The organism is Candidatus Limousia pullorum (genome assembly GCF_057405065.1).
In genome coordinates this window covers 1,307,394-1,323,720 of sequence record NZ_CM171614.1, presented here as the reverse complement: position 1 = coordinate 1,323,720, position 16,327 = coordinate 1,307,394, and the positions used below count along the sequence as shown (strand labels likewise).

The window sequence follows — 16,327 nt, the reverse complement described above, 5'->3', positions numbered from 1 at the left end:
TTTTATTATTATTTTACAAAAATTTTTTAATCGGCTGTAACACTATATTCTTCCACATAAAAAGTTCCCGCTATGGAAAACATAACGGGAACTGATATTTAATTATTTAAAATCTCTGTACTTCTTAACCTTTGCATTGTTTCTGTCTGAAAGGGTTTTTACAACAATAATATAAACCAAAAGCAGGCAAACAAAAACAACAGCTATTATTATAAACCAGGGTGACAAAACCAGATTTCCGAAAGTTCCTAAGAAGAACTTCAAATCACTTCTCTGTACACTTTCAGTTGCAACAAGGTTTATTGTTGCATAGTCATCGCCTCTGTATTTGATAAGAGCAGTTCCTACAACGTCGCCTTTATTTACAGGAGCCTGTAACGGTTCTTCAAACTGAGGAACTATCTCTATATCCGTATCCTTTGTGTCGGTAGGCATCAAAGTAACGAAATTGGACTCCGGAATAAGCAATATGCTGTCTTTGCCTGAGGAATACAGAATCTTCTCATTGCAGATTGGAACATCAGTGTCTGCAACTGTTCTCATTTCAAATGTATCAAACGCCCAGTTAAATAGGTTAATTGCATCGAGAACCGTTCCTGTTATTCCGGAAAACGGATCGTCATACATTGCAACAAGTATGTAGCTGTAGCCGTCCTTTTCCGCTGTCTGTACAAGGCATTTTCCTGCCTGATCGGTAAATCCTGTTTTACCGCATACAGCATATGGATAATATTGATCCTCTCCACGGTTTTCATCAATCAGATTGTTTGTGGTATAAATCGGATAATCGTCGCCTTCACAATAATATGTAGCAGTTGAAGTTACCTCTTTAAACATATATGTGTTAAGTGCATACTCAGATATTTTCATAAGGTCTCTTGCGGTTGTATAGTGATCATCGTCATGGAGTCCGTGAGGATTTACGAAATGTGTATTCTCACATCCAAGCTCCTCAGCCTTTGCATTCATCATATCAACGAAATTTTCTATGCTGCCGCCGCCAACATAATCAGCCAAAACCAAAGCCGCATCATTTCCGGAAGGAAGCATCAAACAGTAGAGCAAATCAATTACAGAAACTGTTTCGCCTATTTTATTCTGCAGTCCTGCCATAGAGCTTTCTGTTCCGTCAAGCATGGAAATTATATCCTGCTTAATCTCAACTCTGGTATTTTCAATATCCTCAACATTTTCAACTGTGATAATATATGTCATAATCTTAGTTGTTGAAGCGGGATATCTTTTTGTATCGGCATCTTTCTCGTACAAAACCTCTCCTGTATCAAGACTTTTAAATAATACGGACGCAGAGCGGATTTCTCCTCCGTACTCCCCCTCAAAGTCGTATACATATGCTGATACAGACATAAAAGTGCTGCAAAACAACACTGTCAGTATCATGACACAGAAAAATAAACACAGCAATCTTTTCTTCATTTTTTCCTCCTGTTGATAATCTATACACAATTATCATATTATGTCTGTTTGAAAACACTAACATGTCAGAGAAACGGAAAACATAAAACCATAAACACATTACTCTTTCGCACAAACAAATTGTCTGTGACAATCATGCATGATAATTTTTTAACTTTAATTTTCATCCATAGTATTTATCATACAATAATCGTTACTTAATTTCAACAACAATATTTCGATTTTAACCTTTAGTTATCTAAAAAACTGTTTATCAAAGTTAAACCATGTTACCCAATTATATTAAAATATCAGTTAAAATCTATATCCTCAGCTCTTTTCAAAAACCTGTTAACCTGAGTTTTTAAACCCCTGTAAGATTTTTCCGAAAGCAGATTATTTTTTTGTATAAAATCAGAACATTCTTGAGCCTGCAAAAGGATATCCATGTTTTTAAGGCCGGCAATGGTAATTTCTGGAAGTCCGTGCTGGCGGCGTCCGAAAAAGTCGCCGGGACCTCTCAGCTTTAAATCCTCCTCGGCAATTCCAAAACCATCATGCATTGTTTTCATTGTGTTAAGCCTTTTGCCCGCATTTTCGGAAGAGCTGTCGGAAACAATTATGCAGTAGGATTTTACATTTCCTCTTCCCACTCGCCCTCTGAGCTGATGAAGCTGTGAAAGTCCAAACCTTTCGCCGTTTTCAATCATAATCACATTGGCATTGGGAACATCCACTCCAACCTCTATAACCGTTGTGGAAACAAGTACGGAAATCTTTCCCGAAACAAAGTCAGCCATAACGCTTTCCTTGTCGGCGGCTTTCATCTTGCCGTGAAGCACACCAACAGAAATATCGGAAAATTCCCCAAGCATCAAATCCTGGGCAAAGGTTTCCACTGAAGCCACATTCTCGGTTTCGCTGTCCTCCACAAAAGGACATACAATATAACATTGATGACCCTCTGCAATCTGCTGTTTTAAAAATCCGTAGGCACGTTTTCTCTTTGAGCTGTCTATAACAAGCGTTTCCACCTTTTGTCTGCCGGGAGGCATTGTTCTTATCTCTGAAATATCCAAATCTCCGTAAATTATCAAAGACAGGGTTCTAGGTATAGGCGTTGCGCTCATTACCAGCACATGGGGGTCATTTCCTTTTGAATTGAGGGCTGCTCTCTGAGAAACACCGAAGCGGTGCTGTTCGTCTGTAACCGCAAGTCCCAGATTTTTAAATACTGTTTTATCCGTAAGCAATGCATGAGTTCCCACAGCTATATCAACTTCACCGGAGGCGATTTTTTCACGGACAATATTTTTTTGCTTTACAGTCATTGCTCCCGTGAGAATTTCAACGCTGATATCCGTGTTCTCAAAAATCTTTCTAAGGGTATTAAAATGCTGTCTTGCCAAAATTTCCGTAGGCGCCATAAAGGCAACCTGCATACCGTTTTTTATGGCAGTGTGGGCAACTGCGGCGGCAACCGCTGTTTTACCTGAACCAACGTCGCCCTGTACAAGTCTGTTCATAGGCTGAGTGTTTTTCAGCATATCAGAAATACAGTCCCTGCACGCCTTTTCCTGGTCGTCGGTCATAGAAAAGGACAAGAGCTTTTTATACTCCTCAAGATAGCTCTTTTCTGTGACTATAGCGGTTTCCCTGCGCTTTTTCTCTCTGATAACAGAAAGACCCAGCATTAAAACCAAAAGCTCTTCAAAGGACGCTCTGTTTCTCGCCTTAGAGAGATTTTCCTGAGTATCGGGAAAATGTATAGTTCTGATTGTAAAACCCAAATCAGCTAAATCATACTTTTCTCTGATTTCCAAAGGTATAGGGTCGTTGATTTTTTCAGGAAGCATTTCAAGAGCCTTCTTAACCGCCTTTTCAACAGTGAGATTTGAAAGTCCTGCGGTTAAGTGATACACGGGGTTCAGTTCACGTGTATCTGCAGTTTTATAAAACATAGGCGATACCATTTGCAGATGACCGCCGTTTCTTTCAACCTTCCCGGAAAAATAATATTCCTCGCCGTAGCTCAACATACCTGAAATAAACCTGTTGTTAAAAAAAACAAGCTTTAAACTTCCGCTTTGGTCAAAGACACTTACACGGCTTATAGTTCTTCCTCCTGTAATTCTTGTTGTCACAACAGGAGAACATACAGTGGCTTTGATAAGGCATTTGTCCAGACCCTCAGCCCTGCTTATTTCAACCTCTTCACCACGGAAGCTGTAATCCCTGGGGAAAAAATAGATAAGCTCGCCTATAGAGGTTACTTTAAGCTTTCTGAAAAGCTCACCTTTTTTAGGGCCTATCCCTTTTAATTTTTCAATTGGAATTTCAAACAGACTCAAAAAAACACCTCCTTCAAACAATTTAAAAACAACGGGGTGATGCTATCATCACCCCGAATAAATACGCTATTTTACGGTTATTATTCAACACCGAGAATGAAGTAGTAAACAGGCTGGTCGCCCTTTACCATTGTAACGTCGATATGTGGGAACTTATTTCTTACAAGCTCCTCAGCCTCGGCAGCTTCCTCTTCTGTTATTCCCTGACCCCATATTATGGTGATGAAAGAAGTACTCTTTGTAACCATTGATTTTGTCAGCTTGTAAAGAGCCTTAACAGGTGTTTTCTCGCTGATTGTCAGCTTGCCGTTTTCAAGGGCAATTATGTCGCCCTCTTTAATCTTCTTTCCGCCGAATTCAGAATCTCTTGCGGCAAAAGTAACGGAACCGGAGCTTACACCGTATGCAGCGTCCATTATTACCTCTCTGTTGCTCTCAGGACTCATTTCAGGGTCAAAGGAAAGCATAGCCGTAAGACCCTGTGGAATTGTTCTTGTAGGCAAAACAATTACCTTTCTGTCGGTAACAATAGCAGCAGTCTGCTCAGCAGCCATAATAATGTTTTTATTGTTTGGAAGTACAAAAACATTCTTAGCAGGTGTAGCCATTACTGCCTCGTAAATGTCGTCAGTGCTTGGGTTCATGCTCTGACCGCCGCTTACTACATTCTGACATCCCAAATCCTTGAAAAGCTCTACAACACCGTCGCCGGCTGCAACAGCCACGAAGCCGTACTCCTCTGTAGGCTCTGCCGGTTCAAAGGCCGGTTTCTCCTCTGCCTGAGCTTTTTTCTTGTCGTTTTCTTCTTTGGCAGCCTTATGCTGTTCTTTCATATTTTCAACCTTAACAGTCAAGAGAGAACCGAACTCAAGACCCTTCTTGAGAGCGTCTCCCGGCTGTTCAGTGTGAACGTGTACCTTAATAATCTCGTCGTCGTCAACAACCACAACGCAGTCGCCTATTGTTTCAAGGAAGAGTCTAAGCTCGTTAGGCTCTGTCTTAACATCAGGGTTTCTGCCCACAATAAACTCTGTGCAGTATGTGAAAGTGATGTCGTCATCAAACTCTGCGGCGGCGCTTCTGAACTCGTCAACCTCTTCTGTCTTAACCTCGTCACCATTGTATTCGATAACTTTTCCGTCTGCAAATACAGAAAGCATACCGTCAAAAATCACGCACAAACCCTTGCCGCCGGCGTCAACAACACCTGCTTTTTTCAAAACAGGCAAAAGTTCAGGAGTTGTATCCAATGCGTCGTAAGCTGCTGCGCAAACCTCTTTCCAAACATAAACCACGTCACGGCTTTCCATAGCGGCTGTAAGACCCTTTTCATAAGCAACTCTTGCAACTGTGAGGATTGTGCCCTCGGTAGGTTTCATAACAGCTTTGTAAGCGGCGTCAACGCCAAGTCCCAGAGCCTTTACAAGGTCAAGTCCGTCGGCTTCCTCTTTTCCCTCAAGGCCTTTTGCAAAGCCTCTGAAAATCAGGGAAAGGATAACGCCTGAATTTCCTCTTGCTCCTCTAAGCATAGAGGAAGCAGTCTTAGCACTGACTTCTCCGACGGTAGAAAATTCCTTTTTCTCAAGCTCCGTCTTTGCAGCGGTTATGGTCATAGACATATTTGTTCCTGTATCGCCGTCAGGAACAGGGAAAATATTCAGATCGTTTATCTGAATTTTCTGCAAGCAAATATTGTTTGCACCTGATATAACCGCATTTTTCAGCATACGACTGTTTATCATACAAAACACTTCCTTCTACATTTAATTTTGCCATATCTAATCCGCCGGGCGGATATTTTTTTAATCAATTAAGCGTCCACTTTCACGGACATACAAGTTTTTTAACATACAAACCAATGTAAATAATTTTTTTCTTAAAATTTACAAAAGCATATATCTTCTATATTATAACATATTCCCTAACTAATTCAATAGTTTTCAATTCTTAATAAACAAATATAACTCAATTTATTTTTGTGGAAAATAACCACCTTAATCACGAACAGATAAATGCTCGGCGGATATGCATTTTCCTGTTTTTTCGTCGATTTCAAACAACACACAGTCCATTCTGCAATCGCCCTGAGCCAAATCAAATCTTGCAGGCATACCGCTTCTGAACTTTTCAATAATGATTTCAGGCTTTACGCCCAAAATAGATTGAATGGTTCCTGTCATTCCAACGTCGGTGATGTAGCCTGTGCCTTTTGGCAAAACCTGAGCGTCCGCAGTCTGAACATGGGTATGAGTTCCGAAAACCGCAGAAACCTTTCCGTCAAGATAAAATCCCATAGCCCTTTTTTCGCTGGTGGTTTCACCGTGAAAATCAACTATTATAACCCTTCCGCACTCCTGTTTTAAAAGATTATCCATAGTTTCAAAAGGACATCTGAGCGTGTTCTCCATATGGCTGTTTCCCATAATATTTATAACCGTTACAATAGTTCTTCCCATATCCACATGAGTAATTCCCTTTCCCGGTGCAGAGACAGGGGGAAAATTTGCAGGTCTTACAATATACGGTTCGTTTTCAATCATTTCATAGGCTTCTTTTCGTCTGAAGCTGTGATTTCCAAGGGTAATAACATCTACGCCGCTGGTAAAAAGATGCTGTGCAGACACGGGAGTTATACCGTTTCCGTCGGCGGAATTTTCCCCGTTGCATATAACAAGGTCAACGCCGTGAAGCTTTTTTACAGAGTGAAGATGCTTTCTCAAAAAGTTACATCCGACGCTTCCCACAACGTCGCCTATGCATAGTATTCTCATAAGATTTATTCCCCTTTAAATTCCTTATCAGATTTTATTTATTATTATATCATATTTTACCTTTCATTCAAAGAAAAAGCATATCTAAATTTTTATTTTACAAAACGACGGCGCAATATTCTATTTCCCGACAAAAACTTTTTCTTTATAATATTTCCCCGCAAAGTATTTTCACTTCTTAAACCAAAAAACATTTCCGTATTTTTTATCCTTTGATAAATCATTTCCCGACAGATATTTACATTACTGCTCAATCTCCAAAGGCGATGTCAAAGCTATATCCTCAATGCAGGAATAGGCGTTTTTTCTCACAGCTTTTCCCTCTTCACTGCTTTCATAGACATTTCTGCCTGTAATTACAGCGTCCTGCATTTGAAAGGTTTCGTACAAAGCTTCCTTTATCTCCAAGGCTTTATCAATCATCTCGTCGGTTCGTTCAACCTGAGTTTTTTCATAGACATAATTTTTTTCACTTATAAGACTTACCGGAAGAGAAACGCCGTTTAGTACAAGGCAGTTTTCTTCAAGCACCCTGTAATAATTTATTCCGTCAATCTGATTAAGGGTGACGGGAAAATCAGCTCCGTAAAAGGATATTCCCAGACGGCTTACAGCCTCTTCCCTTGAGGTTATAAGCCCGATATTTTTATCTGCGGAAAACTCCGTAATCTCGGTGGTTTGAGCGGTTATTTTTGACTGAGCTCTTACAAACCGTGTTTCCTGACCCTCAATCTCTATGGCTGAGCTTACCAAAAGCTCCCCCTCCAGAACAGACTGGCCCAGTGTTACAAGGTTTGTACCGTCACGGGTTTCCATAGCTATTATGAAGCCGTCCTTCTCCGCCACAATGTTTGCAGGTGTTGAAATATCCGGTTTATTTTTCTCCTGCCCCTCTTTTACAATAACGTCAACATTGCTTCCGTATATGTTTATTGCAGACCAGGTTATCATGGGATATTTGTGGGAAAGCTGGCGTTTTGCCCACTGCACATCTATTGAGGAAGACCAAGCACCTTCATAAACCCCGCAGTCTTTCAGCAAAGTTCGTATTTCATTTTCGCTGATATTTGAAACACCCTCCACGTCTATTGTCCACACGAAAGAAGACATGAAGAATATCATTATAAAAAACACAGCCGCACCAACTAAAAGTCCGGCTCGGTTTTTATTTTTATGTATAAAAAAAGGCAGACCGTGTCTTTTTAAAACCTTTAACCTGACGCCTGTTTTTCTTGCCTTTGTTCTGCATCGTTTGTAATCGCCTACGTACATCTTTCCGGTAACTTTGCCGCCTGATGATTTCTGCGACCAGATTTTAACACCGGATTTAAAAGCGGAATTTAGAAACCTTTCTGGGTATTTTCCCGACACTGAAAAATCCACATAACCTCTTATCATTCTTAAAATCATAAGCTCGCTAAACATTTCAAACACCTCAGTAAGTAAACTGAACATCGTTAATAAAGCCGCCTATTTCCAGCGTGGTGGTATTAAGGCTTTTAAGCTCCAAGTTTTTCCCGAAAAAGCTTACAATAAGACTTCCTGTATTCACTCTTATAACGTCCTCGCCGTATTCGGCAACACCTTTGCATCCGTAAATTACGGCGTTTCTGTTTCCGGTAAACTCAATTACCGGCTGTCTGCAATCAAAATCCCTCAAAAATCCGCCTCCGTCTTTGTTTCTCTTATTCATAAAACCATCCCTTGCTCACATAAAATTCATTATCAAATCTGCGCAACAGGGCGCATATAAATAAATCGGTGATACTAAATGATATATGTAAACGGGAAAAATAATAAAACCATACAAGGTGAAAAAAACGAATATTTACAACAGACAAAGGTTAAAAAAAGCCATGGAAAGCTTTTGGCAATGGCTCTATCCCTTTTATTCTTTTTACTGCTTTTGATGTTTCCCGCCCAATCCTCAAAGGGAACTTTACAGGGAATAAATCTGTGTATCGAAACACTTTTACCCTCCCTGTTTCCCTTTATGTTTGTAAGCGCCCTGTTTTCCTCATCGGTAAGCACAAAAAACAGCCATAATAAACTCGACGGCTTTTTTCAGAAGCTTTTAGGAATTGATTTTTCCTGTGTGCAATCTCTGCTTTTAGCCGCTTTCGGAGGTTATCCCGTGGGAGCGGTGACGGTAAACAATCTCTACAAAAAAGGCGTCCTTACGGAAAAGCAGTCCCGGCTTATGATATACATAGCTTTCGGAAGCGGAATGGGATTTCTTGTATCCTATACGGGAGCTAACTTGCTTTCCTCCCGTGAAACAGGAGTTTTGCTGTTTTCAGCTCAGTTAATCACAATTTTGTTTATGGTTCTTTTATCACGAATTTTTTTAAGACCACTGGGAAAACAGATTAAAGCTGAAAAAAATTTTACTTTTCCCGAACACAATGAAAAAAATCACAGTAATATAGACAGGGAAGAAAAAAGTCTGTTTTCCCTGATTTTTCAGTCCGCTTTAACCGCAGGGAAATCAGCTTTCCGCATGTGCCTTATAGTGGTTTTATTTTCCGCAGTATCGGGAATAATCCTGCCTCTTCTGTCATATAACAGTTTTTTAAGGGATAATTTTTTAGCTCTGTGGGAGGTAAGCGCCGGAGTAAAGAATTTTGCAAACTCTGCGCCCCTATGGTTTTTGGGGTTCATAACAGGCTTTGGGGGAATCTGCGTCCACTTGCAGGTTTACTTCGCCGCAAAGGACATAAGCTTCTCAAAATCACTGTTTTTTATTTTCAGAGTGATGCAGGGATTTATAAACGGCTGTGTAATCTATGTTTTGACAATGTTCTTCCCTGTTTTTGAAAACACAGCCGGTGTTTTTTCCTCGGTTACGGAAAAACCTCTGCCGGAGGATGCAGAAAACCCGTTAAAATTTATCATTCTCATCTTTGTTTGTTTCTGCTTTTTATTTTCTTTGGGGCAGAAATTTTGTGAACCAAAACACATAACACAATTAAAAGAAAAACTCAATTTCAGCAGGAGGTAAAATTATGTGCGGAATTGCAGGCTGGCTTGACAGCGAAATAGATTTTTACACAAAAGGAAAAGAAATTGCCGCTGTGTCAAGGACTTTAAAATCACGAGGTCCTGACCAGAAAGGGGAATATATAGGCAGAGGCTTTGCCCTGATACACAGAAGGCTTGCCATTATCGACATAGAAAAAGGCCGCCAGCCCATGACCTTTTCATATCACGGAAGAAAATACACCATAGTGTACAACGGCGAACTTTACAACACCGAGGAAATACGAAAAGAGCTTGTCTATGCAGGCTTTCAGTTTTCAGGACACAGCGACACGGAAGCGGTTCTGAAAGCGTATATCCACTGGGGCAGCGACGTTGTGACAAAGCTCAACGGCATTTTTGCCTTTGGAATTTATGAGGAGAGAGAAAAAACTCTTTTCCTCTGCCGTGACAGAATAGGCGTAAAGCCCCTGTTTTTCTCAGACTACGAAAAAGGCTTTGTTTTCGCTTCGGAGATAAAGGCTATATTTGCCACGGGAGCGGTAAAACCTCAGATTGATGAAAACGGACTTAACGAAATATTTTTCTTAGGTCCTGCACGAACCTGCGGCAACGGAGTTTTCAAAAATATAGAGGAGCTTAAGCCTGGAGAATACGCATTCCTCAAAAAGGGAAAGCTTACAAGAAAAACATATTTCAAACTCCGTGCCAGACCTCACACCCACAGCCCTGAGGAAACGGAAGAAAACGTCCGCTATCTTTTGCAGGACGCTATAAAGCGCCAGCTTGTCACAGATAAACCCATGTGCTTTTTCCTTTCGGGAGGTTTGGACAGCAGTATAATTGTCAAAACCGCTTCCGACTACTACAAGGAACAAGGCAAGGGAAAAATTTCCACATACAGTGTTGAATACGAGGACAACAGAAAATATTTTCAAAAGAGCCTTTTCCAGCCCACAGCCGACTTTGAATACATCGGCATGATGAGCCGTGAAGCCGACACTCTCCACCGTGAAATAATTCTTTCCAACAAAGATTTGGCGGAAGCTTTGGAGGACGCAGTATACGCAAGGGATTTGCCGGGCATGGCGGATGTGGACTCCTCCCTTTTGCTGTTCTGCAAAAAGGTCAGGGAAAATTTTGACGTAGCTTTATCAGGAGAATGTGCCGATGAGCTTTTCGGAGGCTACCCCTGGTATCACAACAAAGAAATCCTTTTCGAGGACTGTTTCCCCTGGTCAAAAGACCCGTCAATAAGACGAAGCATCCTGAAAAAAGACGTTCTGCCAAAGGGCGAGGAATACGCAAGGGAAAAGTATCTTGAAACAATAAATTCAGTCGAAAAGCTGAAAACCGACTCTCCGCTTGAAAGCCGAATGAGGGAAATGTTCGCCCTGAATTTCTACTGGTTCATGCAGTGTCTTTTGGACAGAAAAGACCGCTGTTCCATGTACAGCGGTTTGGAGGTTCGTGTTCCTTTCTGCGACTACAGAATTGTTGAATACGCCTTTAACATGCCATGGGAAATAAAGGCTTTAAGAGGAAGAGAAAAAGGAATTGTCCGCAAAGCCTTTGAAAAGCTTCTGCCGGAAGAAATCGTCTGGAGAAAGAAAAGCCCATACCCAAAAACCCACAACCCTGAGTATATGGAGCTTGTTTCAAAAATGGCAGTAAAAGCCTTGGACAGCGGTTCTCCTATTTCCAAGCTTTTGGACCGTGAGGGCGTCATGTCAATAATAGAAAATCCAGATAAGATTTCTTCACCTTGGTACGGACAGCTCATGCGTGCTCCTCAGATTCTTGCATATATAGCTGAACTGGAAATGTGGTACGAAAAATACCAGCCGGAAATTCTCATATAAAAAAATCCCTTGTTATGCTTTCAATAAAATGTTAAAATCAAAGCATAACAAAGGGGATGATATCTTGAAAAGCTTCTATCAGAAAATCCACAAGTTTTTTTCTAAAGGAATACAGTTTAAAATTCTGAAATTCATATATAAAAAAATTCCCATGTTTATGGCGGCTTCATACCTGCTTTTGCTCGGTTTTCTCGCCATAACATGGGATATAAAAATTATTCTTGCAGTGATCATACCGGCGTTTATCTTTCTTTCCGTCACTGTATTCAGAAAGCTTTTTAACTTTCAAAGACCATACGAAAAAATGGACTTGCCGCCGCTGATTTCCAAAGATAAAAAGGGAGAAACCTTTCCCAGCCGCCACTGCGCCAGCGCCTTTGCAATATCCGGAGCATTTTTCTACACAAATATTTATCTGGGAATTTTTTACACCATTTTAGCCCTGCTTGTAGCTTTGAGCAGGATTTTTGCAGGTGTACATTTTGTCCGTGACGTGCTTGCCGCCGCTTTGTATTCCTGCGCTTTGTCCTCTCTTTATTTTATTATTCCTTATTTTCTGCCTCTGCAATAATATCCTTTACAATTTCGCCGCCCATAATAAGTCCCATTACCGACGGAACAAAAGCAAAGCTTCCCGGGATTGCCTTTTTGCTTTCGCTGTCGATTATTGGGTCAATGGGCGTTTTCGCCTCTTCCGTGGAGTAAACCACCTTTACGTTTTTTATTCCACGTTTTTTAAGCTCTCTGCGCATAACCCTTGCCAAAGGACACACGGAGGTTTTGCTTATATCGCTTACTTTAAAGGCTGTTGGGTCAAGCTTATTTCCGGCGCCCATTGCGGATATTATTTTTACCCCGGCTTTTTTACACCTTGTAATAAGCTCAATCTTTGCGCTGACAGTGTCCACGGCGTCCGCTACATAATCGTATACCGACAAATCTATACTGTCCGCAGTTTCCGGCAGATAAAAAATCCTGTGTGGGTTTATTACCACATAAGGGTTTATTTTTTTAGCCCTTTTTTCCATCGCTTCAACCTTAGGAATTCCCACTGTTTCACAGTCGGCTATAATCTGACGGTTTATATTTGAAACGGACACAACGTCCTTGTCGAAAATATCTATAGTTCCCACTCCGCTTCTCACAAGAGCTTCAACCACATATCCGCCTACTCCGCCCACACCGAACACGGCAACACGGGAGGAATAAAGCTTTTCCATGGCGTTTTGTCCCACGGTCATTTCACATCTTGAGAAAATTTCCTTTTTCTGAAAATCCATATTACCAGCCTTTCTGATTTTTCATATTCTTTGTTTATTTTATAGTAAGGTATAAAAAAAATCAATACCGCTCAATATTCACAAAACCATTGACAGACTTACAAATAATTTGTATTATATTTGTAAGTCATTAAATTTCGAACAACGATTGAATGTAAACATTTAAGATTGTAATTATTGAACGGAGGTTTTTAAGTGAATGTAACTTACTTTAAATATGCATTGGAAGTTGAAAAAACCGCCTCAATAACTCAGGCGGCAAACAATCTCTACATGGGACAGCCTAATCTTACAAAAGCGATTAAAAAGCTTGAAGCCTCTGTGGGCTTTGCAATATTCAAGCGCACACAGCACGGCGTATATCCCACAAAAAAGGGTACAGAGTTTTTAAGCTATGCCAGAAACATCATTTCTCTTATTGACGAAATGGAAGCCCTTTATTCACAAAACAACTCCAACATGGTAAACTTTAATATCTGTGTTCCAAGAGCAAGCTACATAACCTACACCTTTTCCAAATTTATAAACGAGCTTGTAAAGAAAAAAGAATTGAATGTAGATTTCAGGGAAACAGGTTCAACGGAAATTATCAACAACGTGGCTTCCGGCGAGTATAATCTGGGAATTATCAGATACAGCAACAGGCACGAAAAATATTTTAAGAGCATAATGGCTGACAAAAGTCTTCAGCGCAAACAGCTTTGGGAGTTTGAGTACCTTGTGCTGATGTCAGAGGAAAACCCACTTGCCAAGTCAAAGGAAATCCGACTTGAGGATTTGGAGCTGTTCACAGAAATAACCCACGGTGATTTTTCTGTTCCCTCTGTAAATCACACACAGCTTTACAAAAACGACTCACAGCCGAAAAACCAAAGCAGAATTTACATATATGAAAGAGGAAGCCAGTTTGACCTTTTAAACGGAGTTCCAACCACATATATGTGGGTATCTCCCCTGCCTGCGGAAATTCTAAAGGAACATAAGCTGGTTCAAAGAAGATGCGTAAATGTAGGCGATATGTGCAAGGATATACTTATCCACAGAACCGACTATAAGCTCAGCAAAACTGAAAAAAGCTTTTTTGACTGCCTTAACCAAACCATAGAAGAACTTTCGGCAGAAACATATATTTAATTTTGAACTATACAGAACCAAGCAAAGGGTAACATGGATTGTTTCCCTGTTTGGTTCTGTTTTTTTATATTTTTAAAATGTATATTTGTACTAATTAACATAATACAATCACATTTTCATCACATAAGTTTTGTAATATTCAAACAGATATTCAATTCCTTTTTTCTTATATAATTGGACGGTGATTTAATTGGAAGTAAATCTCAAAGGTCTTTCCTCCCGGGAGGTGGAAAGCCGTGAAAAAAAGGGTCTTGTCAATTACGATACAGATGTCAAAACAAAATCAATAAAACGAATACTGACGGAAAATATCTTTTCCCTTTTCAATATTATAAACTTTATCCTTGCCGCCGCTATTATTATGGCAGGCTCCTATAAAAATGTGCTGTTTATGGGCATAATAATATGCAACACACTTATAGGAATTATTCAGGCGATACGCTCAAAGCTTACGGTTGACAAGCTTTCCATTATGGTTTCCAGCCAAGTAACGGTAATGCGTGACGGCACTGAAAAAGAAATAGGAATAAATCAAATTGTTCTTGACGACATTATAATTCTTAAAAGAGGAAACCAAATACCCTCAGACAGTATTTTGCTTGAGGGCAATGTAAGCGTAAATGAAAGCCTTTTGACCGGCGAGTCCGACCTTGTATCAAAAAAAGCCGGAGATATGCTGTTTTCAGGAAGCTTTATCTCCTCGGGCGAATGTGTGGCAAAGGTCGTCCACGTTGGAAAAGACAATTACGCCACTAAAATTAACAACAGCGCCAAATACATTAAAAAGGTCAAATCGGAAATTATGACCACCCTCAACAAAATAATCAAGTTTGTTTCTTTCGTAATTTTTCCGGTGGGAGCCTTGCTTTTCTGCAATCAGTATTTCCGTGGCGGGGTTGAATTTAACGACGCAATAGTCAGCACCGTTGCCGCCCTTATAGGAATGATTCCCGAGGGACTTGTGCTTTTGACAAGTACGGTTCTTGCGGTGGCTGTTATCCGTCTTTCAAAATACAAAGTTTTGGTTCAGGAGCTTTACTGTATTGAAAACCTGGCGAGGGTTGACGTGCTGTGCCTTGACAAAACAGGAACTATAACCAACGAGGAAATGGAAATCGAGAAAATACATATCCTCGGCAACACTTCAAAAGAAAAGCTGGACTTTGCGTTAAGCTCAATCGCCAAGTACACAGACGATGACAACGCCACAATAATGGCTTTTATAAATTACTACAAAGACAAAAATATAAACGCCCAAAAGCCCCAGCGTTTCATAAGCTTTTCTTCCGAGAAAAAATGGTCGGGCGCAGTTTTGTCGGACGGAACAGCTATAGTTATGGGCGCAGGAGAATTTATTCTCAAAGACCGATATTCCCTTATTTCAAATGAGATTGAAAAAATCGGCGGAATATACAGGGTTATCACCGTAGCCACCGCCAAAGGCTTTGACGACGATGGCAATATTATCGGTGAGCCTGAGCCGATAGCTTTGGTTCTTATTATGGACAAAATAAGACCGGAAGCACCTCAGACAATAAAATACTTTACCGAGCAGGGCGTAACCTTAAAGGTTATTTCCGGCGACAATGTAAAAACCGTTTCCAACATTGCCAAGGCCGCAGGTATTCCCAACGCCGAAATGGCGATTGACGCCACAACCCTTGAAACCGACGAGGACATAGACAACGCTGTTGAAAAATATTCTGTATTCGGAAGAGTAACACCTCATCAGAAGCTAAAATTCGTAAAAGCTTTACAGCACCACAAACACACAGTGGCAATGACCGGCGACGGCGTAAACGATGTTTTGGCTTTGAAAGAGGCTGACTGTTCCGTGGCGATGGCTTCGGGAAGCGACGCCGCAAGAAATGTGGCACAGCTTGTGCTTATAAACAATGATTTTTCAGCCATGCCCCGTGTAGTTGCCGAGGGTCGCCGCTCTATCAATAATATTCAGCGAAGCGCATCCCTGTTTTTTGTGAAAACACTTTTCTCAATGGTTTTAAGCGTAATGTTTATTTTTGTAAATATTCGCTATCCCTTTGAGCCAATTCAAATGTCGCTATTCGGAGCTTTTGCAATAGGAATACCCTCATTTGTGCTGGCGCTTGAACCAAACAAAGAGCGAGTTACAGGAAACTTTCTTTTAAACATTCTGTCACGTGCAATCCCCGGAGCTGTGACAATAATCTTAAACATAATATTCCTGTGTATTGCTTCTGAGGTCTGGCATATAACGGACGAACAGATTTCCACAATCGCCACCATAGTGACCTCATTTACGGGAGTAATTCTCATAATACGAATCTGTATCCCCTTTAATCCTATAAGAACCGCCCTTGTGGCTTTCATAGTGTCGGGACTTGTGATAGGAATGACTGTATTTTCAAATCTGTTTAATATAGTTCCATTCACCACCACAACTTTGACTATTACCGTTTCGCTGATTGTGGTTTCATTTGTAGTATTTAATCTCCTGTATAATTTTGTGGGAAGCAAGCTTGACCAGCGTTACAAAAAGAAATACTTATAAA

At 40.6% G+C, this 16,327-nt stretch carries 12 protein-coding genes; 5 read left to right on the top strand and 7 right to left on the bottom strand.

The genetic code is table 11. From position 1 onward, the window contains the following. Positions 1-102: 102 nt before the first annotated feature. From CGICJO_RS05765 to CGICJO_RS05740, 6 genes are all read right to left on the bottom strand, one after another. Entirely contained in the window at positions 103-1,437 is a 1,335-nt protein-coding gene (locus CGICJO_RS05765; RefSeq protein ID WP_486499961.1) for a D-alanyl-D-alanine carboxypeptidase family protein, read from the bottom strand. 290 nt (positions 1,438-1,727) lie between these two features. Beyond that, complete coding sequence (recG, locus tag CGICJO_RS05760; RefSeq protein WP_486499960.1) at positions 1,728-3,767, bottom strand: ATP-dependent DNA helicase RecG; 2,040 nt, start codon at positions 3,765-3,767, stop codon at positions 1,728-1,730. 80 nt (positions 3,768-3,847) lie between these two features. Then, a complete protein-coding gene (locus CGICJO_RS05755; RefSeq protein WP_087378977.1) occupies positions 3,848-5,509 on the bottom strand; it encodes a DAK2 domain-containing protein in 1,662 nt (553 codons plus the stop codon). Positions 5,510-5,761: 252 nt separating this feature from the next. Then, the gene (locus CGICJO_RS05750) at positions 5,762-6,538 is read right to left on the bottom strand and encodes a TIGR00282 family metallophosphoesterase (protein ID WP_087378979.1); all 777 of its coding nucleotides are present in this window, start codon (positions 6,536-6,538) and stop codon (positions 5,762-5,764) included. Between the two features lie 243 nt (positions 6,539-6,781). Further along, positions 6,782-7,963, bottom strand: a complete 1,182-nt coding sequence (locus CGICJO_RS05745; RefSeq protein WP_486499959.1) for a sporulation protein YqfD — start codon at positions 7,961-7,963, stop codon at positions 6,782-6,784. Positions 7,964-7,973: 10 nt separating this feature from the next. After that, positions 7,974-8,231: a YabP/YqfC family sporulation protein gene (locus CGICJO_RS05740; RefSeq protein WP_087378983.1), complete on the bottom strand. Its 258-nt coding sequence runs from the start codon at positions 8,229-8,231 to the stop codon at positions 7,974-7,976. A gap of 78 nt (positions 8,232-8,309) precedes the next feature. On the opposite strand from CGICJO_RS05740, the gene CGICJO_RS05735 reads away from it, so the two are divergent. The 3 genes from CGICJO_RS05735 to CGICJO_RS05725 all read left to right on the top strand — a co-directional run bounded on the left by CGICJO_RS05735 (position 8,310) and on the right by CGICJO_RS05725 (position 11,950). Continuing rightward, entirely contained in the window at positions 8,310-9,539 is a 1,230-nt protein-coding gene (locus CGICJO_RS05735) for a hypothetical protein (protein ID WP_486499958.1), read from the top strand. Positions 9,540-9,543: 4 nt separating this feature from the next. Continuing rightward, entirely contained in the window at positions 9,544-11,379 is a 1,836-nt protein-coding gene (gene asnB / locus CGICJO_RS05730; protein WP_486499957.1) for an asparagine synthase (glutamine-hydrolyzing), read from the top strand. Between the two features lie 64 nt (positions 11,380-11,443). Then, positions 11,444-11,950, top strand: coding sequence for a phosphatase PAP2 family protein (locus CGICJO_RS05725; protein WP_486499956.1), 507 nt, complete (start codon positions 11,444-11,446; stop codon positions 11,948-11,950). On the opposite strand, the gene CGICJO_RS05720 is transcribed toward CGICJO_RS05725, so the two are convergent. Continuing rightward, on the bottom strand, positions 11,922-12,659 hold the full coding sequence (locus CGICJO_RS05720; protein ID WP_486499955.1) for a tRNA threonylcarbamoyladenosine dehydratase: 738 nt from the start codon (positions 12,657-12,659) through the stop codon (positions 11,922-11,924). The genes CGICJO_RS05725 and CGICJO_RS05720 overlap by 29 nt on opposite strands. A gap of 195 nt (positions 12,660-12,854) precedes the next feature. Here CGICJO_RS05720 and CGICJO_RS05715 point away from each other — a divergent pair, with 195 nt between their 5' ends. Both CGICJO_RS05715 and CGICJO_RS05710 read left to right on the top strand, forming a co-directional pair. Beyond that, complete coding sequence (locus tag CGICJO_RS05715; protein ID WP_486499954.1) at positions 12,855-13,793, top strand: LysR family transcriptional regulator; 939 nt, start codon at positions 12,855-12,857, stop codon at positions 13,791-13,793. 190 nt (positions 13,794-13,983) lie between these two features. Continuing rightward, positions 13,984-16,326, top strand: a complete 2,343-nt coding sequence (locus CGICJO_RS05710; RefSeq protein WP_486499953.1) for a cation-translocating P-type ATPase — start codon at positions 13,984-13,986, stop codon at positions 16,324-16,326. Position 16,327: the final 1 nt, after the last annotated feature.